General features: G+C 74.1%; 20 protein-coding genes and 1 pseudogene. 13 read left to right on the top strand and 8 right to left on the bottom strand.

All coding sequences use genetic code 11. The annotated features are described in order from the left end of the window. Positions 1–210: 210 nt before the first annotated feature. Positions 211–1,881, top strand: coding sequence for a GAF domain-containing sensor histidine kinase (locus EV371_RS18165; protein ID WP_486484951.1), 1,671 nt, complete (start codon positions 211–213; stop codon positions 1,879–1,881). Between the two features lie 57 nt (positions 1,882–1,938). Here EV371_RS18165 and EV371_RS18160 read toward each other — a convergent pair whose 3' ends face one another. Further along, entirely contained in the window at positions 1,939–2,577 is a 639-nt protein-coding gene (locus EV371_RS18160; RefSeq protein ID WP_130463095.1) for a response regulator, read from the bottom strand. 168 nt (positions 2,578–2,745) lie between these two features. Here EV371_RS18160 and EV371_RS18155 point away from each other — a divergent pair, with 168 nt between their 5' ends. The 6 genes from EV371_RS18155 (at position 2,746) to EV371_RS18130 (ending at position 7,724) form a co-directional block, all read left to right on the top strand. Further along, positions 2,746–3,774 (top strand): nitroreductase family protein, encoded by a 1,029-nt coding sequence (locus tag EV371_RS18155; RefSeq protein WP_486484681.1) that lies wholly within the window; start codon positions 2,746–2,748, stop codon positions 3,772–3,774. A gap of 91 nt (positions 3,775–3,865) precedes the next feature. Beyond that, a complete protein-coding gene (locus EV371_RS18150; protein WP_130463094.1) occupies positions 3,866–4,948 on the top strand; it encodes a nitroreductase family protein in 1,083 nt (360 codons plus the stop codon). Positions 4,949–4,987: 39 nt separating this feature from the next. Then, a complete protein-coding gene (locus EV371_RS18145) occupies positions 4,988–5,560 on the top strand; it encodes a hypothetical protein (RefSeq protein ID WP_349339341.1) in 573 nt (190 codons plus the stop codon). A 255-nt stretch (positions 5,561–5,815) separates the two neighbouring features. Then, the gene (locus tag EV371_RS18140; RefSeq protein WP_207230526.1) at positions 5,816–6,412 is read left to right on the top strand and encodes a dihydrofolate reductase family protein; all 597 of its coding nucleotides are present in this window, start codon (positions 5,816–5,818) and stop codon (positions 6,410–6,412) included. 209 nt (positions 6,413–6,621) lie between these two features. Beyond that, entirely contained in the window at positions 6,622–7,092 is a 471-nt protein-coding gene (locus EV371_RS18135; protein WP_130463092.1) for a DoxX family membrane protein, read from the top strand. Positions 7,093–7,271: 179 nt separating this feature from the next. Beyond that, positions 7,272–7,724 (top strand): YbhB/YbcL family Raf kinase inhibitor-like protein, encoded by a 453-nt coding sequence (locus EV371_RS18130; protein ID WP_130463091.1) that lies wholly within the window; start codon positions 7,272–7,274, stop codon positions 7,722–7,724. A 66-nt stretch (positions 7,725–7,790) separates the two neighbouring features. Here EV371_RS18130 and EV371_RS18125 read toward each other — a convergent pair whose 3' ends face one another. Then, positions 7,791–9,320 (bottom strand): glycoside hydrolase family 43 protein, encoded by a 1,530-nt coding sequence (locus EV371_RS18125; RefSeq protein ID WP_130463090.1) that lies wholly within the window; start codon positions 9,318–9,320, stop codon positions 7,791–7,793. A 257-nt stretch (positions 9,321–9,577) separates the two neighbouring features. On the opposite strand from EV371_RS18125, the gene EV371_RS18120 reads away from it, so the two are divergent. The 3 genes from EV371_RS18120 (at position 9,578) to EV371_RS18110 (ending at position 12,729) form a co-directional block, all read left to right on the top strand. Further along, entirely contained in the window at positions 9,578–10,600 is a 1,023-nt protein-coding gene (locus EV371_RS18120) for a substrate-binding domain-containing protein (protein ID WP_130463089.1), read from the top strand. A 319-nt stretch (positions 10,601–10,919) separates the two neighbouring features. Next, complete coding sequence (locus EV371_RS18115) at positions 10,920–11,225, top strand: hypothetical protein (RefSeq protein WP_130463088.1); 306 nt, start codon at positions 10,920–10,922, stop codon at positions 11,223–11,225. A gap of 166 nt (positions 11,226–11,391) precedes the next feature. Further along, positions 11,392–12,729 carry a JmjC domain-containing protein gene (locus tag EV371_RS18110; protein ID WP_130466018.1) on the top strand — a complete coding sequence of 446 codons (1,338 nt, stop codon included), beginning with the start codon at positions 11,392–11,394 and terminating at the stop codon, positions 12,727–12,729. 52 nt (positions 12,730–12,781) lie between these two features. Here the strand turns inward: EV371_RS18110 and EV371_RS18105 are convergent, their stop codons facing one another. The 5 genes and pseudogenes from EV371_RS18105 to EV371_RS18080 form a co-directional block, all read right to left on the bottom strand. Next, positions 12,782–13,456: a hypothetical protein gene (locus EV371_RS18105; RefSeq protein WP_130463087.1), complete on the bottom strand. Its 675-nt coding sequence runs from the start codon at positions 13,454–13,456 to the stop codon at positions 12,782–12,784. A 470-nt stretch (positions 13,457–13,926) separates the two neighbouring features. After that, positions 13,927–16,314, bottom strand: a pseudogene (locus tag EV371_RS18095) (FtsK/SpoIIIE domain-containing protein); the annotation flags it as partial. Beyond that, a complete protein-coding gene (locus EV371_RS18090) occupies positions 16,307–17,173 on the bottom strand; it encodes a hypothetical protein (protein WP_130463086.1) in 867 nt (288 codons plus the stop codon). The gene EV371_RS18090 and the pseudogene EV371_RS18095, both read right to left, overlap by 8 nt. 8 nt (positions 17,174–17,181) lie before the next feature. Further along, positions 17,182–17,442 (bottom strand): hypothetical protein, encoded by a 261-nt coding sequence (locus EV371_RS18085; RefSeq protein WP_107259179.1) that lies wholly within the window; start codon positions 17,440–17,442, stop codon positions 17,182–17,184. A 159-nt stretch (positions 17,443–17,601) separates the two neighbouring features. Further along, positions 17,602–18,027, bottom strand: a complete 426-nt coding sequence (locus EV371_RS18080) for a PIN domain-containing protein (protein ID WP_130463085.1) — start codon at positions 18,025–18,027, stop codon at positions 17,602–17,604. A 120-nt stretch (positions 18,028–18,147) separates the two neighbouring features. Here EV371_RS18080 and EV371_RS18075 point away from each other — a divergent pair, with 120 nt between their 5' ends. From EV371_RS18075 to EV371_RS18070, 3 genes are read left to right on the top strand one after another with little or no spacing between them, the layout of a single operon-like run. Next, positions 18,148–20,715, top strand: a complete 2,568-nt coding sequence (locus EV371_RS18075) for an ATP-dependent Clp protease ATP-binding subunit (protein WP_130463084.1) — start codon at positions 18,148–18,150, stop codon at positions 20,713–20,715. A gap of 41 nt (positions 20,716–20,756) precedes the next feature. Then, on the top strand, positions 20,757–20,921 hold the full coding sequence (locus tag EV371_RS33435) for a hypothetical protein (protein ID WP_165436724.1): 165 nt from the start codon (positions 20,757–20,759) through the stop codon (positions 20,919–20,921). Next, a complete protein-coding gene (locus EV371_RS18070; RefSeq protein ID WP_130463083.1) occupies positions 20,921–21,271 on the top strand; it encodes a DUF3140 domain-containing protein in 351 nt (116 codons plus the stop codon). Before EV371_RS33435 ends, EV371_RS18070 begins: the two co-directional genes overlap by 1 nt. Before the next feature lie 77 nt (positions 21,272–21,348). On the opposite strand, the gene EV371_RS18065 is transcribed toward EV371_RS18070, so the two are convergent. Beyond that, complete coding sequence (locus tag EV371_RS18065) at positions 21,349–21,585, bottom strand: hypothetical protein (RefSeq protein ID WP_130463082.1); 237 nt, start codon at positions 21,583–21,585, stop codon at positions 21,349–21,351. Positions 21,586–21,832 lie beyond the last annotated feature (247 nt).

Here is a 21,832-nt window from a genome sequence, read left to right as displayed (position 1 = left end):
CGCGGCGGTGCGGTCGCGGGTCGACAGCGCGCGACGACCGGGGTGCGGTGCGGGGCCGGTCGACGCCATGATCAGCGGGCGCGATCCGGCGGCCGGGTCGACCCCCATGATCAGCTGGTGCCCCGCCCGGCCCGGACCGTTGGATACCATCGCCGGGTGACCGAGACGACGCCGCCTGCCGGGCCGGCCTTTCCAGCCCCGTCGCTGGGCATCACGCCGCTGTCCCGGGTCCGGCTCGACGAGTTGCTCCAGGAGATGCTGGACCGGGTCGGCGAGGTCGTCACCAGCCGGGAACGGCTGCGCGCACTGCTGACCGCCGTGGTCGGGATCAGCACCGACCTCGACCTGCACAGCACCCTGGACCGGATCGTCGCGGCCGCGTGCCGGCTGGCCGACGCCCGGTACGCCGCCCTCGGCGTCATCGGCCCCGACCGGTTGTTGACCAATTTCATCGTGCACGGCATCGACGCCGAGACCCAGGCCCGGATCGGCGACCTGCCGCACGGCCGGGGGGTCCTCGGTCTGCTCATCGCCGACCCCCGCCCGCTGCGGATGCCGGACATCACCCAGCACCCGCAGTCGTACGGCTTCCCGCCGAACCACCCGCCGATGCACAGCTTCCTCGGCGTGCCGGTCCGCATCCGGGACCAGGTCTTCGGCAACCTCTACCTGGCGGAGAAGCAGGGTGCCGCGGAGTTCACCGACGACGACGAGGAGATCGTCGTCGCGCTTGCCGCCGCCGCCGGGGTGATCATCGAGAACGCCCGGCTCTTCGCCATGGCGCACCGACGGGAGCGCTGGCTGGCCGCCGCCGCCGAGATCACCGGTGTGCTGCTGGGCGAGGTACGCCGTACCGACGCGCTGCGGCTGATCGCCCGCCGAGCCCGCGAGGTCGCCGAGGCGGACACCGCCATGGTGCTGCTCTACGACGAGGGCGCCGGGGAGTTCACGGTCGAGGTCGCCGACGGCGCCCAGCCGGCCGAGGACCTGGTCGGCGCCGTACTGGCCGCCGACGACACGGCCTTCGTCGAGCCGGTGACCCGGCGGCGGCAGGCGGTGGCGGAGAGCCTGGCGAAGGCGGCGCCGTGGCCGGTGGCGGTCACCAGCGGCCCGGGACTGATCTCCCCGCTGATCGTCGGCGACGCGCTGCACGGGGTGCTGGTCGTCGGCTACCCCGGCGGGGAGCAGGTGGGCACCGACGCCGAGGGCACCCTGCTGGCGACGTTCGCCGGTCAGGCGGCGCTGGCGCTGGAGCGGGCCCGGGCCCAGGAGGAGCGGGAGCTGCTGGTGGTCCTGGAGGACCGGGAGCGGATCGCCCGGGACCTGCACGACGTGGTGATCCAGCGGCTGTTCGCGACGGGGCTCCAGTTGCAGACGGTGGCGCCGCTGGCTGCCCGGCCGGACGTGCGGGAGCGGCTCAACGCCACCGTCGACGATCTCGACTCCACCATCCGGGACATCCGGCGGGCGATCTTCGAACTGCGCACCCCGATGAGCGCGGCGCTGCGGACCGAGATCCGGGACCTGGTCGCCAACTCCGCCGAGGCGCTCGGATTCCGTCCCGGTCTGGAGATGACCGGGCCGGTGGACAGCGCCGTACCCGACCGGGTCCGTCCCGATCTGCTCGCCGTGCTGGGCGAGGCCCTCTCGAATGCCGTCCGGCACGCCCGGGCGAGTCGGGTGACGGTCACCGTCGACGTGAGCGACGGTGAGCTGTGCGTACAGGTCGCCGACGACGGGGTGGGCACCGATCCGGCGCTGGCCCGTGGCGGCCTGGTCAACCTTCGCGAGCGCGCGGAGCGGTGCGGCGGCAGCTTCCGGATCGACCGGACCGAGCCGACCGGCACGACGATCATGTGGCGGGTACCGCTGCGCGACTGAGCCCCGGCCCGAGCGGCCCGGTGCCGGTCGGGATCGGGGCCGGGCGGTGTCCGCGGGTCAGTGCCGCTCGCCGAGCAGGCGGGTGGCCAGCACCGCGGCCTGGGTACGCCGTTCCAGACCGAGCTTGGCCAGCAGGCTGGAGACGTAGTTCTTCACGGTCTTCTCGGCCAGGAACATCTTGCCGGCGATCTCCCGGTTGGTGAGCCCCTCCGCGACGTACTCCAGGATCCGCCGCTCCTGCTCGGTCAGCGACTGGAACTCCCGGGGCTGCTCGACACCGGTGCGAATCCGGTCCAGCACCCGGGCGGTGACCGCCGGGTCCAGCAGGGACTGGCCGGCCGCCACCCGGCGGACCGCGTCCACCAGATCGGTCCCGCGGATCTGCTTGAGGACGTACCCGGCGGCGCCGGCCATGATCGCGGCGAACAGCGCCTCGTCGTCCTCGTACGAGGTCAGGATCAGCCCCTTGATGCCGGAGTCGACCGCCCGGACGTCCCGGCACACGTCGATGCCGTTGCCGTCCGGCAGCCGCGCGTCCAGGATCGCCACGTCCGGGCGGAGTGCGGGTATTCGCCGCGCTGCCTCCTGCGCGGAACCGGACTCTCCGACCACCTCGATGTCGCCGTCACTCTGGAGCAGCCCGGCCAGGCCGCGTCGGACCACCTCATGGTCGTCGAGCAGGAAGACCCTAATCACCCCTCCTTCCTATCCGGGGAACGCTCCGGCCGCCAGGGTCGAAGGTCCCGAACGCCGTCATCCGGGAGCGGGGAATGCGGCCCGGCAACAGGGGACCTGCGGCCCTGCCGGCGCGGCCCGGCGGCGGCGCACGGTGGTGGGGCAGGCAGCGAACGAGGAGGAAGTGCGATGATCCCCAATCGGAGCACCGCGCCGACGGCCACCGACGGATCGGCGGTCTCCACCGCCGAGGTCCGCGCCGCGTTCGGCGTTGCCGCCACGTACGCGCTGTTGGCGCCCTCGGTGTTCAACACCCAGCCGTGGCGCTGGCGGATCGGCCCCGGCGCCGTACTGACGTTGCGGGCGGACCGCTCCCGGCAGGTGCACAGCATCGACCCGACCCGGCGACTGCTGTTGGTCAGCTGCGGCGCGGCCCTGCACCACGCGCGGTTGGCACTCGCCGTCGCCGGATACCGCACCGACGTCGCGCGGTTTCCGCACCACGCCGACCCGGACGTACTGGCCCGGATCACGGTGACCGGACGGCTGGAGCCCGATCCGGAGCAGCTCCGGCAGCACGAGGCGGGTCGGCGGCGGCGTACCGACCGGCGGGCCTTCGGTGAGCAGCCCGTCGCCGAGTCGACCCTGCGCCGGTTCCGCGGGGTGGTCGAGGCCGAGGGCGCCTTCCTGCACCTGGTCCGCGACGACCAGATGCCGATGCTGGCCGTCGCGACGGCCAACACGGCCGCGGCCGAGCTGGAGGACCCCGCGTACCGGACCGAGCTGCGACGCTGGACGAACCGCCCACCGGAGAGCCGGGACGGCGTACCGGCCGCCTCGGCGGTCCGCCCGGGTCCGCGGCGGGTGCCGATCCGGGAACACGCGCTCGGCGGCACGCCCGGCCTGGAGGTGGGCGAGGGCACGGACCGGGGTGCCACCTACGCGATCGTGTTCGGCCCGGGTGACACCCCCGGTGACCTGCTCACCGGTGGTGAGGCACTCTCCGCCCTGTTGCTGGCCGCCGTGGCGGAGGGTCTCGCCACCGCACCGCTGAGCGACCCGGTCGAGCTGGAGTGGCCCCGGTGGCTGATGCGGAACCTGCTCGCCGAGATCGGTGAGCCATACGTGGTGGTCCGGCTCGGCTTCGCCGCCGACCCAGATCCGTTGCCGCCGGTGCTCCGGCTGGAGCCGGCCGACGTGATCGAGTACGCCGACTGAGGCGGGACGAGCGGACCGCCGCCGTTGCCGCGATCGGGTGCCGGAGACGGGCGGGGACGTCGAGCCGGCCGGGATGGCGAGGAGGAAGCGGATGAGTCCGACGGGCTATTCACGGACCGACCTGGGCCGGGCGGTCGCCGCCGCGGCCCAGGCACCCGCCGCGGAACGGAGCCGGCCGTGGCTACGGCTGCGCGACGGTGCGATCGACGTGCTGGTCACCCCGGACGGCGATCCGGCGGGTGAGCACGCCGGGTGGGCCGCCCGGATCGGCGGCGGCGCCGGGCTGTTCAACGTACGGCTGGCGCTGGCGGTCAGCGGCCGCCCCGCGCTCGTCCGGCTGCGTCCGTACCGCGACGAGCCGGAGCTGCTGGCGCGGCTGCATCCCGGTCCGGCGCAGGCACCCGGCCCCGCCGAGCGGGAGCTGTTCGCGGCGCTGTCGCACGGCTACCACGATGCCGGACCGGTCGTCCCGGCGCCGGTGCCGTCGGAGGTCCGTCGCCGGCTGATCGACGCCGCCCAGCTGGAGCACGGATGGCTGGAGTTGATCGTCGGGTATCCCGCCGTGGCCGCCTTCACCGAGATCGAGGCGGGTGCCCGGCGGGTACTGGAGCGTGGCCGGGCGGACGCGGCGGACGCGGCGGACGCGGTCCGCTGGCGTGCCGGAGCGCCGCCGTCCGGGGAGCCGGGGAACCGGGCCGGACCGGGCGCTGACCGGGGGAGCCCGGCGACCGGCAGGCCCGTCCCGTCCGCGCCGGCCCACGCGTCCGGGGCCGAGCCGGGTGAGCCGATGGTCGCCGTGCTGGGCAGCCCGCTGGACACTCCCGGCGACCAGTTGCGGGCCGGGCAGGCGTTGCAGCGCGTCCTGGTGACCGCCGCGTCGGCCGGTCTGACCACCCGCCTGCAGGCGCAGGCGATCGTCGTCCCGGCGGCACGGGAGCAACTCCGCCTGGCACTCGGCCGGTACGGGCGGCCGCAGATGGTGCTGTGGATCGGTCGGCGGGCGGCCCACCGGGTGGAGCCGGCGACGGCACCGGCCCGGAAGGACCGGCCCGGGCGGGAAGACCAGCCTGGCCCGCAGGACGGAAACCGGACGGCCCCTGGAAACGGGTACAAGGTCCCGGGAACGACCGGTCCGGCGGCCCTGTCCGGCAGGGTGGCCGCCGCTGTCGAATAGAGGTAGCCGCGAGGGACAGCGCGGACGAAACGAGAGGACGTGACGACGATGACGGCGACCAGCAACCAGCCCGTCGCCCGCCAGACCGCCGCGGCGGCCGACCCGGTGGGTGCGGAGACCGGCGCCCAGCGGGCCGCGCGGTACGTTTTCGCCGGTATCCGGCTCGCCCTGGGCTGGACCTTCCTGTGGGCCTTCCTCGACAAGACCTTCGGCTTCGGCTACGCGACCGAGAGCAAGGACGCCTGGATCAACGGCGGCAGCCCGACCAAGGGCTTCCTGGCGTTCGGTGCGGAGGGCCCCTTCCAGGGCCTGTACCACGACATCGCCGGCGCCGCCTGGGCCGACGTCCTGTTCATGGTCGGCCTGCTCGGCATCGGTGTCGCCCTGCTGGCCGGGATCGGCCTGCGGGTCGCCGCCGTCGCCGGGGGGCTGCTGTACGTGCTGATGTGGACCGTCGTCCTGCCTCCCCCGAACAACCCGTTCCTGGACGAGCACCTGGTCAACGCCGCGCTGCTGGCAGGTCTGGCCCTGGTCGGCGCCGGCGACACCTGGGGCCTCGGCCGGATCTGGGCGAGGCTGCCGATCGTGCGGCGCCAGCCCTGGCTCAAGTGACGCCAGTCACCCCGCCTGGCGGGCACCACCGACGGTGGTGCCCGCCAGGCGCATTTCGGGTCGACACCGTACGCCTACCCCTCTCATCCCTCCGGCTGCGGCGAAGCGGACCGTAGACCGACAAGACAATCAGTCTTGACAATTTAAGTTGTCGGTGCGAAAGTTTCTGGCAGAAGCGAGCGCGACGACAACGACGGTCCCGCCGCACGGCGCGGAGGACCTGATCGAGAGGACACCGATATGCGGAACTTGGTCGTGAGTACGTTCCTCACCCTCGACGGGGTCATGCAGGCTCCGGGCGGCCCCGAGGAAGACAGCGACAACGGGTTCGCCCACGGAGGCTGGATGGTCAACTACTGGGACGACCAGGTGGCCGAGGCCATGGGCGACCTGATGGGCAAGCCGTTCGACCTGGTGCTCGGGCGCAGGACCTACGACATCTTCGCCTCGTACTGGCCGCACGCGTCGCAGGAGCAAGGCGCCGAGCCGCTCAACCGGGCCACCAAGTACGTCGCCTCCCGGGGGCGCCCCGCGCTGGGCTGGGAGAAGTCCGTGCTGATCGAGGGTGACGTTGCCGAGGGCGTGGCGGCGCTCAAGCAGCAGGACGGACCCGAGTTGCAGGTGCACGGCAGCGGCAACCTGATCCAGACACTGCTGCGGCACGGCCTGATCGACGAGTTCCGCCTGCTGGTCTTCCCGGTCGTGCTCGGCTCGGGCAAGAGGCTCTTCGCCGACGGCACCGTCCCGGCCGGCCTGAAGTTGGTGCAGAGCACGGTCTCGTCCAACGGGGCGATGATCAGCAGGTACGAGCCGGCCAGCGAGATCGTCATCGGCTCGTTCGGGCAACCCTGACCGGGCAGCAGGGCGGCGGTGGCGGAGCTGACCGGACGGCTCGGCGCGGCCCGGATCACCACAATTCGTACCCCGCTGGAACGGGAGCTCTCCGGCTGACCCGGGCCGCGCGAGCCGGCTGCGCCACCCGTCGCCGATGTCGCGGTGTGCGGCCGGGCCCATCCGGGTAGGCGGGCCGAGACAGCGGTACCGGCAGAGCGGAGCGACCGATGAACGTGTCCCATCTTCCGTTGCGCGCCGCGATCGGCGCGTTCGTCCTGAACTCGGGCCTGGCCAAGTGGAATCTCGAGGGGGAGGAGGCGGCGGGCATGCACGGGATGGCGGCCGGGGCGATCCCGCCGATCAAGCGGATCCCACCCGGGCAGTTCGCCCGGCTGCTGGCCGGCACCGAGGTGGCGCTCGGCGCCGCCCTGCTGATCCCGGTGATCCCGTCCGCGCTGGTCGGGCTGGGCCTGCTCGGCTTCGGCGGCGGCCTGATGCGGCTGTACTGGGCGACGCCTGGCATGCACGAGCCGGGCAGCCCCCGCCCGACCCAGCAGGGTGTGCCGATCGCCAAGGACAGCTGGCTGGTCGGCGCCGGCCTCACCCTGTTCCTCGACGACCTCCTCGGTCGGGCCGCTGGCAAGCGTCGCGGCCTGGGGCGGCAGCTCGCCCGCCGGTGTGGCAGGCGACGCGGCTGAGCACACCCGGCGGCCGGCGGTCGAACAGGGCCAGCCCGGCCGTCCGCTGCCGCTGGCCGACGGCCGGCTGTTTCGCCCCGTCCAACCCGGGTACGCCGAGAGAACGACGGGCGGCGTCACCGGCACCGTCGACCGGTGGCGCCCGGACAGGTTTCCGAACCCGGGAGGAGCGCGACGCCATGGCCGGGATTCTGCTGCGCAGCCGCGCCTTCAACGACCACGACCGGCTACCGGACCGGTTCTCCCGGGACGGCGGCAACGTCTCGCCACCACTGGAGTGGTCCGACGTGCCGGACGAGGCGACCGAACTGGTCCTGCTGGTCGAGGACCGGGACGCCGGGCGTACGCCGTTTCTGCACTGGCTGGTGACCGGGATCGAGGCGACCTCCGGCGGTGTCGACGAGGGCGGGATCCCGCCGGGCGGCCGGGCCTGGACGAACGGCTTCGGCACGACGGGGTGGGGCGGGCCCCATCCGCCGGTCGACGACGAGCCGCACCGGTACTTCTTCCGGCTCTACGCGGTGAACCGGCCGCTGGAGCTGCCCGACGCACCGCAGGCGCCGGACGTGCACGGCGCGGTCCGGAGGCTGGAACTGGCCAGCGGCAACATGGTCGGCACCTTCGCCCGCTGAACGCGCCGCCGGGGTCGGCCTGCCACCATCCCGGTACGGGCGCTCGCGCTGCCCGATCGGGGCGACTCATGCGTCGACCAGGTCGTCGATCACCTCGGCCCGGTCCAGCGAGGCCAGGACCCGGTAGTCGTACCAGTCGACTCCGATGGCGTCGGCGGTCGCGTAGCAGCCGATCACCCGCCCGGTGAAGCCACCGGCGACCTCGGTGGAGAGGTACCGTCCGTCGAGCTCGGCGAGGACCACGAACTCGCCGTCCGGTGCCTCGTAGCCGAGCCGCACCACGTCCGGCTCCTGCCGGGGATGGTCCATGCCCGGCCCGGAGGCCCAGGTCTCGACCCGCAGCACCACCGGGCCGGTGATCGGGCGGGCTGCGATCCGTTGGCACAGCGGCCCGATCCGGGCCCGTACCCAGATCTCGCCGCCGCCCAACTCGACCGCGTAGTGGTGGGCCTCGTCGAGGCGTACCGCCAGGCCGCCCCGGCCGACGCCGGGATCGACCAGGGCGCGTATCCGGACGTCGTGCTGCTCCTGCCGACGGCCGACGAAGGTCACCGTCGGCTCGTCGAGCGAGCCGCCCCGGGCCCGCAGGGTCAGCCAGCCGGGCCGCTCGATCAGCGAGACGTCCTCCGGCGGCCGGGCCCGTACCGAGATCCACTGCGGGTGCAGTTCCGTGGTGTCGAAGTCGTCCCGCGCCGGTACGGTGCCCAGGTGCGCCGTGGACGAGGCCTGGGTACGCGGCATCGCGTCGATCGGTCCGACCACCGGCCAGCCGTCGGACCAGGTGATCGGGGCGAGGAAGGTCTCCCGGCCGAGTACGTGCCAGCCGGGCGTGCCGCCCCGGGCCCGTACCCCGAGGAAGACCAGCCACCACGAGCCGTCCGAGGCCTGCACCAGGTCGCCGTGCCCGGTGTTCTGCACCGGATGGTCGGTGCTGCGGTGGCTGAGGATCGGGTTGGCCGGGCACGGCTCGAACGGACCGTCCGGGGCCGGGGCCCGGGCCACCGAGATGCCGTGGCCGCGCTCGGTGCCGCCCTCGGCGATCAGCAGGTACCAGGTGCCGTCGATCTGGTAGAGGTGCGGCGCCTCCGGGGCCTGCGCGCCCGGGGTGCCGGACCAGATCCGCTTCGGCCGGCCGCGTGCCGTGCCCCGGACCGGGTCGATCCGGAGTTGGTCGATGCCGGCGACGGTGCACCAGCAGGTGCCGTCGTCGTCCCATGCCAGGTCGGGGTCGATGCCGAGGACGTCGGGCAGGTGCACCGGATCCGACCAGCGGCCGGCCGGGTCCTCGGCGGTGACCAGCAGGGTGCCGCCGTGCGGGATGTTCGAGGTGATCAGCCAGAACCGGCCGTCGTGGTGCCGCAGGGTGGGCGCGTAGACCCCGCCGGAGGAGGGTGTGCCGGGCGGCAGTACGAGCTGGCTGGGCCGGTCGAGGACGTTGCCGAGCTGGGTCCAGCTCACCAGGTCCCGGCTGTGGAAGATCGGTACCCCAGGGAAGTACTCGAAGCTGGAGCAGGCAAGGTAGTAGTCGTCGCCGACCCGGCAGACGCTCGGGTCCGGATGGAAGCCGGGGATGACCGGGTCGCCGGGGACCGTCATCAGGAGTCGATCACGGCCGGTTCACCGGTTGCCCGGCCCCGGGGGATCGTGGTTGCGTGGAACGGGGGCATGGACGATCCTCTCCGGCGTAAACTTTCCGGAATTGTTCCGTAACTCGGTCGGAACGTTATGGCCCACCGGACGGTCAGTCAACCCCGGATTCTGGGGCAAAATACTGGGAGTGCGCGCGACCGACGCCGGTGCATCCTCGAAAGTGTTTCGGTCGTAGGCTGGAGCCTCAACGAAGGAGCTGCCTCGTGACGGTCGACGAAGGACGCAGGATCACGATCACCGCCATCGCCCAGGAGGCGGGCGTGTCGGTGCCGACGGTCTCCCGGGTACTCAACGGACGCAACGATGTGGCGCCGCAGACCCGGGAACGGGTGGAGGAACTCCTCCGCCGGCACGGCTACCGCCGACGGGCCACCAGACCGCGGGCCGGGGCGAGCCTGATCGACCTCATCTTCAACGACCTGGACAGCCCCTGGGCCGTCGAGATCATCCGAGGGGTGGAGGACGTGGCACACGCCTCCGGGGTCGGCACGGTGGTCTCGGCGATCCACCGCCGGTCGGCCTCGACCCGGCAGTGGTTGCAGAATTTGCGTACCCGGGCCACCGACGGAGTGATCCTGGTCGCCAGCGACCTCGCCCCGCCGGTGCACGCCGAGCTGCGCCGGCTGAACGTGCCGATGGTGCTGGTCGACCCGGCCGGAGTGCCCCACCTGGACATTCCGACGATCGGCGCGACCAACTGGGCCGGTGGGCTGCGCGCCACCGAGCACCTGCTCTCGCTCGGCCACCGCCGGATCGGCTTCATCGCCGGCCCGCCGCGACTGCTGTGCAGCCGGGCCCGGCTCGACGGCTACCGGGCCGCCCTGGACGCCGCCGGCATTCCGCTGTGCGACGAGCTGATCGTGCCCGGCGACTTCTACCACGAGTCGGGCTACTCCGGCGGCGCCGCGCTGCTCGACCTCGACGAGCCGCCGACGGCGATCTTCGCCTCAAGCGACCAGATGGCATTCGGGGCGTACGAGGCGGTCCGGCGACGCGGTCTGCGGGTGCCCGACGACGTGAGCGTGGTCGGCTTCGACGATCTGCCGGAGGCGCGCTGGGCCTCGCCTCCGCTCACCACCGTGCGGCAGCCGCTGGCCGAGATGGGGCTGCTGGCCGCCCGGACGGTGCTCCGGCTGGCCGGCGGCGAGCCGCTCGACACGCCCCGGGTCGAACTCTCCACCGACCTGGTGGTCCGGGACAGTTCGGCTCCGTACGCCCGGAAGTGACCCCGCCGGGCGCGTGCGAGGCCCGGCGCGAACTTCCGGGAGATTTCCGGTAGCCGCCGGAGTGGCCTGCCGGGGCGCCGTAGGGACGGTCTGCCGGGGCGCAGTCGGACGGGCGCCACATGGCCGGCCCGGCAAGCGGTTTGCCCCCGGCCGCGCCGCCTGCCGTACCGGCTGACCGACAGCGGTCGGCTGGGTGCCGAGTCACTCCCGCACGCGAGCGGACCGGTTTGCCGGGTTAGAGGTGATCGGGGGCGGGGTACCACCACCCGCGAAGTGACGCCCGGCCGCCCGGCAGGGCGCTGACCCGAGGGAGCACCTGATGAGACTCGACGACGACGACATCCGGACCGCGGGCGGCGGCGGTGGGGAGGGTCCGGCCGACGGCGGGGCCAACCCGCTCGGCCAGGACGGTGGTGCCGACGGTGCTGCCGAGGGTCCGGCCGACGCCGGAGCCACCCCGGGGCAGCACGACGGTGGTGCCGACGGTGCCGCCGAGGGCCCGGCCGACGGCGGCGCGACCCCGGGGCAGCACGATGGTGGTGCCGACGGTGCTGCCGAGGGTCCGGCCGACGCGGGCGCGACTCCGGGGCAGCAGGACGGCGGCGCCGACAGCGCCGCCCGCTAGCGCTGCGGTACCGGCGATGACCGAAGACGACGGCTCGACCGGCACGGTCGCGGCGGAGTACCGGCCGGATGCCTCGGCGGTGGCGCCGCCGGCGGTCGTCCGCCGTCCCGCCCTCGAAGCCGACGGTCACCGGCAGGCTCCACCGCCGACCGAGCGGTCGAACCCGATGCCCGAACCGGTGGCGTCGGTCGCCGCCGTGACGGATCCGGCGACCGGGACGGGCGGCGACGGTCACCCGGCCCGGTCGCCCAGGACCGGCCCGGTCGGCCGATCGGCCCTGACCCGCTGCGTGGCGGTCGAACCGGCGACCTTCGCCACCGCCTACTGGGGGCGGACCGCGCTGCTGTCCCGGGCCGCCGAACTCGACAGCCCGGACGGCTTCCGCGACCTGCTCAGTCCGGTCGACGCCGACGAACTGCTCAGCCGGCGCGGACTGCGTACCCCGTTTCTGCGGGTGGCCCGGGACGGTCAGGTGCTGCCGGCCGGGCAGTACACCGGCGGCGGTGGCGCGGGGGCCGAGATCGCCGACCAGGTGCTCGACGAGCGGGTCCTCGCGCTCTACGCCGACGGGGCGACCCTGGTGCTCCAGGGACTGCACCGGACCTGGCCGCCGTTGATCGACTTCACCCGCGAGCTGAGCCGGCAGCTCGGCCAGCCGCTCCAGGTGAACGCCTATCTGACGCCGCCGGGAAACCAGGGCTTCGCCACCCACTACGACACGCACGACGTCTTCGTGCTCCAGGTCGACGGGCACAAGCACTGGCAGGTGCACGAGCCGGTGCTGCCCGACCCGCTGGAGCGGCAGCCGTGGGGCGGCCGGGCCGACGAGGTGGCGGCGGTCGCGGACGGCCCACCGGTGCTGGATGTGGTGCTGGGTCCGGGCGACGCGCTCTACCTGCCCCGGGGCTGGCTGCACAGCGCCCGGGCGCAGGACGAGAGCAGCCTGCACCTGACCGTCGGCGTCCGGGCGTTCACCCGGTACGCCCTGGTGGAGGCGCTGCTGGAGTTGGCGGCCGAGGATCCGCGACTGCGCGCCACGCTGCCGTTCGGGATGGACGTGGCCGAGGCCGACGAGATCGGACCGGAGCTGACCGAGACCGTCGAGGCGCTGCGGGACTGGCTGCCGCGGGCGGACCCGGCCGCGGTCGCCGCCCGGCTGCGGGCCCGGGCCTGGCCGGCGGCCAGGCCGGCGCCGATCCGGCCCCTCGCCCAGGCGGCGGCGATCACCGCGCTGGACGCCGAAACCCGGCTGGTGCCCCGGGACGGGCTGCGCTGGCGGTTGACCGCCGCCCAGCAGGCCGAGGACGGCGACGGCCCGGATCGGGTGGCGCTGTCGCTCTTCGACCGCACGGTGACCTTTCCGGCCCAGTGCGAGCCGGCGCTCCGGGCGTTCCTCGCCGGCCGGGTGCACCGGGTCGGCGACCTTCCCGGGCTCGACGGCGACGCCGACCGGATCGTGCTGGCCCGGCGGCTGCTCCGGGAGGCGGTCGCGGTACCCGGGTAGGAAGGGGCCCCGCATACCGCTTTCTGTATGTGCGGGGGGCCTTCCTGACCCTTCAGCGGAGAAGGGCGAAGAGGGCGCCGGTGGTGAGCAGGCCGGCGACCACGACCACGAGTGCGGAGCGTACGTCCAGGCCGGCGTGCCGCCGGTCGGCGAGTGCCCGGGCCGGCGCGAGCCCGACGACCGGGCCGAGCAGCGTCACCAGCAGCCCGAGCACCGGCATGGCCACCGCCAGGTCCCCGCCGTACCGGTCGCCGACGGCCCGGGCGACCAGCCCGAGGGCGTACGCGGCGGCGGCGCCGAGCACCCCGAAGAACGCCAGCAGTGGCCGGGCCCCCGGCGGCAGTTCACCCGGCTTCCGGGCCCGGTCCAGCAGCTCGCGGACCCCGTCGAGCAGCGCCTCGACGTCGACCGGTGCGCCGACCCCGTTGCGCGGCACCGGCGGCTCGCCTACCCGCCGGTCGGCCGTACCGAACTGCCCGCGCAGGATGCTCCACAGGTGGATCGACTCGGCCTCGGTACGGTCCACCTCCTGCTGGGCGGCCGTCACCTCGGCCTCGGCCCGGCGTACCGCCTGCGCCGCGTCGTGTACCGCTCGGTCGGCGGCGGCGCACTGGCGCTCGTACCAGGCGTTCGCCTCGGCGCGTTCCGCCTCGGCGCGGCCGGTCAGCTCGGCGAGCCGCCGGATCGCCTGCGCGTAGCTGGTCTCCGGTTCCAGGTCGCCGCTCATCGGGATGGTCCATAGGGGATGATCACTTGACCGGTCCGGTGCACCGAGCGGTCGAAGAAGAGCCCGCGCCACGGCCGGGGGTACCAGTCCGGGCCGCCGCCGGCCCCGGGATAGAGCGCCGAGGTCAGCTCCCCGCCCTGCACGTCGAGCGCGACCCAGGCGCCGATCTGGTCGGTACGCGACGCCGGGCCGCCGAGGTCCGCCCGCATCCGGGCCACCCCCCGCCACCAGGCGAGGGTGTGGGTGCGCCGCTCCGGCCCGTTGTGCAGCACGTGCCGCAGGTGCTCCAGCCCGGATCGCCTCCCGATCGTGTTGCCGAGCTGGCCGGCTGCCGCGTCGACGGCGTAGAGCAGCAGGTAGTGCGGCTCGCCCGGCGCGCCGCCGGATCCCAGCCCGTCCGCGGTCTCGGCCATAAGCTCGCCGATGTCGTCCTCGGAGTACCAGGCGGCGTCGGCGCCGAGCGCCTCGTAGAGCGACCGGGCGGCGGTGTCGGCGTCCGGGTCCAGGCAGGCGATGGAGAACCGGGCGGTGCCGGGCAGGTGCTGCCGACGCAGCGACCGGGCCGCTGCGTCCAGCACCGCGCAGGCCTCGTCCACGCCGGTGCCGAGTACGGCCAGGTTCCGGCCCGGTGCCCGGGGCAGCCGCATTCCGGCCGAACGCGCCTGAACGTCGATGATCTCGCCGAGCAGCGCCACCGGACCACGAGCCCCCGCACCGGTCCGGTCGGTGCCGCCGGTCCGGTCGGCGCCGACCTGGGCCGGGGTGCCGCCGTTCGGCACCGAGACCCGCTGCGGCGCTATCCCGGCCGGCCAGATCGCACCGCCGGCCGCCGACGGCCCGCCCGTGGTCGTCCGTCCGGCGCGGTCCGGCAGTCCGCCGACCGGGGCCGGCTCGCCCGGTGGGCGTAACGCGACGAAGTCGGGTGCCTCCTCCAGCCGGGGAATCGCGTCGCCGTCGAAGAGCCGGGCCGGCGCCGCGTCCGGTGGCCGCATCCGCCACAGCCGGTGCTGCAGGTCGCTCCAGGTACCCCAGTCGCTGGCCGCCGGGATCCGGGCCACCTGGTTGCCCTCGGACATCCCCGACTCGGCGTTGACGATCGCGTGGTGCCGGGGCAGGATCTGCGCGGCGTCGTTGCGCTCGGCCAGGATGCGCAGAGCCTTGGGCAGCGCGATCCGCAGGGTGAACTGGGCGACCAGCGCCGGCCGGCCCCACAGCGCCTCGATGCCCCGGACGTCCTGCGAGGCCAGCACCAGGTGGATGCCCTGGGAGCGGCCCCGCCGGGCCAGGTCCTCCAGCAGGTCGGCCGCCTCCCGGGCGACCGCGTCCCGGCCGGCGAGCAGCATCTGGAACTCGTCGACCACCGCCACGATCCTCGGCCAGCGGCCGGTCGGGTCCACCGCGCGCAGCTCGGCCAGCTTGGTCACCTCGTGCCGCTTGGCCGCGTCGGCCCGGCGACGCAGCTCCTCGGCGAGGAACCGCAGCAGGGCCAGCCCGAACTCCCGGTCGGTGTTGACGTTGATCCCGACCAGCCGCATGTGCGGCAGCCAGCTCGGGTCGCGGCGGCCCTGCGCGAACCGGGCGAACGACACCCCCTCCTTGAAGTCGAGCAGATAGAACTCCAGCTCGGTGGGGGAGTACCGGGCGGCGAGCGAGCCGATCCAGGCGAAGATCAGGTTGGTCTTGCCGGTGCCGGACGGGCCGCCGATCAGCGCGTGCGGAGGGTAGTCACCCAGGGTCAGCGTCACCGGCCGGCCGTGCGGACCGTCCCCGATCGGCGCGACCAGACCGGCGGCCGAGTCCTCCCGCCACATCTGGTCGGCCGGCGGGAGCAGGTCGGTGAAGGGCGTCGGCGGTGGGCCGGCGTTGACCCGGGTCGCCACCTCCCGGCAGGTCTCGGTGACCAGGGCGGCCGGCGGTGACGGGTCGAGGCGTACCGGCAGGTCGGGGCTGCCGTCCAGCCGGGCGCTACCACCGTCGGCCACCACCCGGTGCACGTCCGGCTCGTCGGGCAGCTCGATGCCGCGTACCACCAGGTGCACGCCGCAGGCGGCGCCGGTCCGGGCCACCCGGTCGAGCTGGCCCCGCTCGTGCCGGGACAGTTCGTCGCCGCCGAGCAGCACCGCGATCCGCCACGGCTCGGGACGGCGGCCGGTGGCCGCGGCGAGTTCGCGCAGCGAGGCGTACTCGCCGGCCAGCACCGTCTCGTTGATCCGACGGATCTGGTCGACGAGGTCGTCGAGGAGCCGGGCCAGGCCGCCCGGGCCGACGAAGGTCAGCAGGCCGGCGGTGGAGAGCGGGGCGAAGCCGGCCAGGCCGCCGCCGAGATGCTCCGGGTCGTAGCCGACCAGCCGGAGCGCGCCCGGATCGGCCCGGCCCAGGGCCCGCAGCAGCAGTGCGGCGACCACCGCGTCGCAGCCGCCCCGGTCGGCCCCGGACAGGTGTACGTGGCCGGCGTCGAGCAGCGGCACCAGCGCGGGTACGGCGACGCTGCCGGGCAGCCGGACGGTGCCGATCCGCAGCGGTCCCGGCACCTCGCCCCGGACCACCGGGGTGGGGCGCCAGACCGTCCACTCCGTACCCGCGGCACCGGGCGCCTCCCGGCCGGCGGCCCCGGCGGCCCGGGAGGCGAGGCGGCTGATCTCCGCCCCGTACCGGTCGGAGAGCTCGGTCACCCGGCGGTCCCGTTCCGCGCCGACCCGGGCGGGGACCCGGGCGGCCGCCTCCCGCACCCGGCGCAGCCGGTCCTGCGCGCTGCCGAGTTCGGTCCGCGCCGCCGTGAGCCGGGCCCGGGACGCACCCAGGGCGTGCGACAGCATGGTGCGGACCCGGTCGACGAGCTGGGTCCGTAGGTCAGGCATGGGTGTCCCGGGGTGCGCGAGCGGTGACGGGGCGCTGGTCGAGGCCGAGCCGGCGCATCAGCAGTCCGGTGAGGACCCCTGCGGCGACCGCCGGATCGGCCGGATGTGGCTGCTCGACCGGCTCCTTCGGCGGCGGCATCCGGCAGACCCGACTGAGCAGCGTGTCGATTACCCCCGGCGGCAGGTTGGGCACCAGATCCCGCACCTGCCCGGTTACCTCGCGGCGCAGTCGCGGCAGGTCCGCGGCCCGGGGCGGGTGGCCGAGCAGCTCGGTGGCGAGGTCCCGCAGCATCGGCGGGGCGACCGAGGCGAGTCCCAGCCCGACGTTCACCTCCACCGCGCGCAGTTCGGTGTGCAACCGGGTCCGGTCGCCGGAGCGGACCCCGCTGGTCACCCGGCGGAGCAGCTCCTCGGCGTCGGTGATCTCGCGGTCCGGCTCCGGTGCCGGGGTGTCCGGCCGGTCGAACAGCTCGGCCACCCGAACCGACCACCAGCCGCCGGTGGCGGCGGGAGCGGCCCGCCGGACCGGCCCGGACGAGTCGGTCGGGCCCCGGGCGCCGGGGCGGGCGGCCGGTCGCTGCGCGCCGGCGGCGGGTGGTCCGTCCCGGCCCAGCCCGATCGCGGCCAGGTACGTCGCGACCTGGTCCTGGGCGAGCCGCAGCGCGTGCCCGGCCGTCTCCAGGTGCTCGGTGGCCGCCGACAGTTCCGGTACGCCCATCGGGTCGGCCGACTCCTGGCGGACCCAACGCAGCCGCTCGGAGGCGAGTTTCAGGTGGTCGAGTGCCTTGATCACCAGCTCGACCGGCAGCTCGTCGGCGGCGGCCCGGACCTGCGCGCCGAGCTCCTCGATGATGGACATCCGCTGCTCTACAGCGTCGAGACGTAGAGTTGGGCATGTTCGACGGCGGCGAGCGTCGCCGCGAGGCACTCCTCCAACTCCTGGGCGGCCTGGGAGAGCGACGCCTGTGCGGCGTCGACAGTGGAGTGTCCACTGCCCTCCAGCGCTCCGGCCAGGGTCTGCTGCGCCTCGGCGAGCTTGTCGCTGGCGGCCTGCACCGCGGCCTGGCCGTCGCCGATCTGCTGCAGTGCGGCATCGATGGCCGCTTTCAGCTCGGCGACACTCGCCACGACGAAACCTCCTGGGGGCGGGGAGGGCTCTAATTAGAGCTTATCCCGACCGGCGCTCTGCGGCGCCCTGCGCATTTGCTGCCCGGCTGTCCGTTCCCCGCTGGTCCGGTCGGCGGCGGCCGTACGCCGGCCTTCCTCCCACTTTGCGTCACCGGACGACTACTCAGTCGGATCTCCGACAGTTGACTGGTGGTGCGGCGCGTCAGTGTCTGCGCTGAGCCAGCGTGGTCCGCGTACCTCGGCACCGAGCGCGGTGACGCGGTCCCGCAGCGCCCGGTCGGCGGTGACCACCACGCAGCTCCGGCCGATGCCCTCCGCCGCGACCAGGTCGACGATGGCGTCGTCGCCGGAGCCGGGCGCCGCGACGACCCGGACCCCCTCGACCGGCGCCACCCGGCGGGCAGCGCCCTCCACCACCAGCACCACCGCGACCGGCGGGGCGAGTCCGGGCAGGCCCCGCCGGTCGACCGGCGCGAGCCGGTCCCGTAGCCGTGCGGTGGCCCCGGCCCGGTCCCGCCACCAGCCGTCCGGCCGGGATCCGACCACGTTGGCGGCGTCCACGACGACGAGCGGTTCGGTTGCCATCCGTCCAGCCTGCCACCCGGGTCGCCTAGGGGTGCGGCAGGTGCTTACGCCGCGTTTGTCGGGCCTTCCGCCGGGTAGGCCAGACAACGCCAGTGCCCGCGCCCGTGAGGGGGACATGAGATGACGCAGGGACCCGGCGACTTCGGCCCGGATCCGTGGGACGAGTTCCTCGCCCGGTACTTCGGCCGGGGAGAAAGCCGCCGGCAGGGGCAGCGGGTGGACATCACCAGGCTGATGACCGCGGACGCCCGGGAGATGCTGGCGGACGCGGCGCGCCGGGCGGCACAGGCGAACAGCAGTGACCTGGACACCGACCACCTGCTCTGGGCGGCCCTGCAACGGGAACCCCTGCGTGACCTGATCGGCCGGGCCGGCGCCGACCCGGAGGCGCTGCTCGGCGCGCTCGGCGGCGAGCAGCGGATCGAACGCCCGGCCAAGCACGGCCAGGTACCGTCGAACATGTCGCTCACCCCGGCGGCGAAGCGGGCACTGCTCGACGCGCACCAACTCTCCCGGGCGATGGGCGCCTCGTACATCGGGCCCGAGCACATCCTGATGGCCCTGCCGCTGAACCCGGAGTCGCCGGCCGGCCGAATGCTGGCCGCCGGCCGGATCCAGCCGCAGTCGTTGCAGGCGGCCAGCGCCAGCGGTGGCGGCAACGGCGGCGGCAAGCCCGACCGCGGCACCCCCACCCTCGACCAGTACGGCCAGGACCTCACCGACCTGGCCCGGGCCGACGAGATCGACCCGGTGATCGGCCGGTCGGACGAGATCGAACAGACGGTGGAGATCCTGTCCCGGCGTACCAAGAACAACCCGGTGCTGATCGGCGAGGCCGGGGTGGGCAAGACCGCGATCGTCGAGGGGCTTGCCGAGCGGATCGCCGACGGGGACGTGCCGCAGACGCTGATCGGCAAGCGGGTCGTCCAGCTCGACCTGGCCCGACTGGTCGCCGGCACCCGCTACCGGGGTGACTTCGAGGAGCGGCTGAAGAAGCTGATCGACGAGATCCGGGCACACGGCGACGAACTGATCATCTTCCTCGACGAGCTGCACACCCTGGTCGGCGCGGGCGGTGCCGGCGCCGAGGGCGGGATGGACGCCAGCAACATGCTCAAGCCGGCGCTGGCCCGCGGCGACATGCGGGTGCTGGGCGCCACCACGCTGAACGAGTACCGCCGCAACATCGAGAAGGACGCCGCGCTGGCCCGGCGGTTCCAGCCGGTGCTGGTACCGGAGCCCACGGTGGACGACACCGTCGCCATCCTGCGCGGGCTGCGGGACCGCTACGAGGCGCACCACCAGGTCCGGTTCACCGACGAGGCGCTGGTCGCCGCCGCCGAACTCTCCGACCGGTACGTCACGGACCGGTTCCTGCCGGACAAGGCGATCGACCTGATCGACCAGGCCGGTGCCCGGGTACGGCTGCGCACCCGGACACCCGCCGGCGACGTACGGGAACTGGAGCGGGAACTGGAGGAGGTGCTCCGGGAGAAGGACCAGGCGGTCGCCGACGAGCAGTACGAGCGCGCCTCCGAGCTGCGCGACCGGTTGCACGAGGTACGCGAGCGGCTGGACGTGGCGAACGGCAACGGCGACCAGCCGGCGGTCCCCGAGGTGGGGACGCAGGAGATCGCCGAGGTGGTCTCCCGGGCCACCGGGATCCCGGTCAGCCAGCTCACCGAGGAGGAGCGGGACCGGCTGCTGCGCCTGGAGGGACACCTGCACGAGCGGGTGGTCGGCCAGGACGACGCGGTCAGCGCGGTCGCCGAGGCGGTGCGGCGGTCCCGTACCGGACTGGCCGACCCGGACCGGCCGATGGGCAGTTTCCTCTTCCTCGGCCCGACCGGGGTGGGCAAGACCGAGCTGGCCCGGGCGCTGGCCGAGGCACTCTTCGGCGAGCAGGACCGGATGATCCGGCTGGACATGAGCGAGTTCCAGGAGCGGCACACGGTGAGCCGGCTGGTCGGTGCCCCGCCCGGCTACGTGGGGTACGAGGAGGCGGGGCAGCTCACCGAGGCGGTCCGGCGCCGGCCCTACGCGGTGGTGCTGCTCGACGAGATCGAGAAGGCGCACCCGGACGTCTTCAACATCCTGTTGCAGGTGCTCGACGACGGGCGGCTCACCGACAGCCAGGGGCGGACGGTGAACTTCCGGAACAGCGTACTGATCATGACCAGCAATCTCGGCTCCGAGCTGATCACCGGTACCCAGCGCAGCTTCGGCTTCGGGGGCGGCGCCGGGGACTCCGCCGAGGAGGAGAACACCGAGCTGCGGGACCGGCTGATGCGCCGGTTGCAGGAGCAGTTCCGCCCCGAGTTCCTGAACCGGGTCGACGAGGTGATCATCTTCCGCCGGCTGGAGACCGAACAGCTCCGGCAGATCACCGAGCTGCTGCTGAACGAGACCCGCCGCCGGCTGCACGCCCAGGACATCGAGGTCGACTTCACCACCGAGGGGGTGGACTGGATCGCCGAGCGCGGCTACGAGCCGCAGTTCGGCGCCCGGCCGCTGCGCCGGACGATCCAGCGGGAGATTGACAACCGGCTCTCCCGGATGCTGCTGGACGGGACGGTGGAACCGAGGCAGCGGGTCACGGTGGGGGCCAGGGACGGCGAGCTGACCTTCGACGTGTCGGCGGAGAAGCGGCCCGGGCGCAGCCCGGCCACCGCCACGCATGGCCGATGAGCCGACGGCCCGGTGAGGGTCGGGAGGAGAGGAAGAACGGCGTGAGCCAGCCCGAGGAGAACCGCGAGAAGAGCGCGAAGACCGACGCCGTGCTGCGGCCACCGGCCGCCACAGGTCCGGCGCGTCCCCGGCCACCGCAGGGCCGCGACGGTACCGGGGAGGAGCCGGCCCGACCCGCGTCGCCGCCGACCGAGGAGGAGGGGTGATGGCCCGACAGCAACGGGTGGAGCCAGAGGTGGAGCAGCTGTGGCAGGACTTCCACAGCTGCGTCAACGTCACCTCCGAGCAGCTCCGGAGCTGGCTGCTGACCCAGGGCTCCGGCGAGGAGGCGTTCGGCGCCGACCCGGATCTCGGGCTGCCGGAGCCCGGCCGGCGGATCCTCGCCATCCTCGGCAAGCGGAAGGTCGACCTGACCGGCGACGACATCCAACTGATGCGGGAGACGGTCGCCGAGATCCAGGACCTGATCGACACCCGGCCGCCCGGCGGCGTGACCGACGAGCAGTGGCGCCGGGCCCTGCTCGACCTGGGGCACGATCCGCTGATCGAACGCTGAGCGGGGTGACCGACGAGCGCGTCACGGCTCCGGCCGTCGGCGCGTACCCGCCGTCTCCGGTCCGCGGGGTGGGTGGGTCAGGCGCCGCCGATGGTCGGGACGTTCAACCCGGCCGCGTCGGCCGCGTCGGTCCGTTCGGTGCGCAGCGCCTCCTCCCGGGCCAGCAACGCCGCGTACTCCGCGACGTCCTCCGGATTCGGCAGCGCCGGTACCCGGCGCAGGAAGGCCTCGACGTCGCGGGAGGCGGCGGTGTGCGCGGCGGCGACCCGGCGTACCGTCTCCCGGTCGTCCTCGGGCGGCATCATGTCGGTCATACCGGTACCGGTACCCGCTTCCGGCCGGTTCGCACCGGTCGGATCGAGGTAGCTGACCCGCGCCTGCCGCCGGGCTCCCGCTGACACGCATCCCGCGACGGATGCGGGTCGCTCTCGGCCGAGCCGCGACGAACGCGGGTCGGCCCGTGCGCCGTCCGGCCCGGAACCGGACGGCGCACGGTGGCCGATGCCCCGCCGGACCGGGGGTCAGCCCCGCCGGCCGTGGCGATGTCGACGGTCGCCGCGA

The sequence above is a fragment of the Plantactinospora sp. CNZ321 genome (assembly GCF_004217235.1).
This window is presented reverse-complemented; position numbering and strand designations above follow the sequence as displayed.

What these genes read in the sequence shown, in the direction of transcription:
- EV371_RS18155 (WP_486484681.1), top strand. Translation starts at nt 2,746, where the DNA reads ATGATCCCCAATCGGAGCACCGCGCCGACGGCCACCGACGGATCGGCG.
- EV371_RS18150 (WP_130463094.1), top strand. Translation starts at nt 3,866, where the DNA reads ATGAGTCCGACGGGCTATTCACGGACCGACCTGGGCCGGGCGGTCGCC.
- EV371_RS18135 (WP_130463092.1), top strand. Translation starts at nt 6,622, where the DNA reads ATGAACGTGTCCCATCTTCCGTTGCGCGCCGCGATCGGCGCGTTCGTC.
- EV371_RS18130 (WP_130463091.1), top strand. Translation starts at nt 7,272, where the DNA reads ATGGCCGGGATTCTGCTGCGCAGCCGCGCCTTCAACGACCACGACCGG.
- EV371_RS18125 (WP_130463090.1), bottom strand. Translation starts at nt 9,320, where the DNA reads ATGACGGTCCCCGGCGACCCGGTCATCCCCGGCTTCCATCCGGACCCG.
- EV371_RS18115 (WP_130463088.1), top strand. Translation starts at nt 10,920, where the DNA reads ATGAGACTCGACGACGACGACATCCGGACCGCGGGCGGCGGCGGTGGG.
- EV371_RS18110 (WP_130466018.1), top strand. Translation starts at nt 11,392, where the DNA reads ATGCCCGAACCGGTGGCGTCGGTCGCCGCCGTGACGGATCCGGCGACC.
- EV371_RS18105 (WP_130463087.1), bottom strand. Translation starts at nt 13,456, where the DNA reads ATGAGCGGCGACCTGGAACCGGAGACCAGCTACGCGCAGGCGATCCGG.
- EV371_RS18090 (WP_130463086.1), bottom strand. Translation starts at nt 17,173, where the DNA reads ATGTCCATCATCGAGGAGCTCGGCGCGCAGGTCCGGGCCGCCGCCGAC.
- EV371_RS18080 (WP_130463085.1), bottom strand. Translation starts at nt 18,027, where the DNA reads ATGGCAACCGAACCGCTCGTCGTCGTGGACGCCGCCAACGTGGTCGGA.
- EV371_RS18075 (WP_130463084.1), top strand. Translation starts at nt 18,148, where the DNA reads ATGACGCAGGGACCCGGCGACTTCGGCCCGGATCCGTGGGACGAGTTC.
- EV371_RS18070 (WP_130463083.1), top strand. Translation starts at nt 20,921, where the DNA reads ATGGCCCGACAGCAACGGGTGGAGCCAGAGGTGGAGCAGCTGTGGCAG.
- EV371_RS18065 (WP_130463082.1), bottom strand. Translation starts at nt 21,585, where the DNA reads ATGACCGACATGATGCCGCCCGAGGACGACCGGGAGACGGTACGCCGG.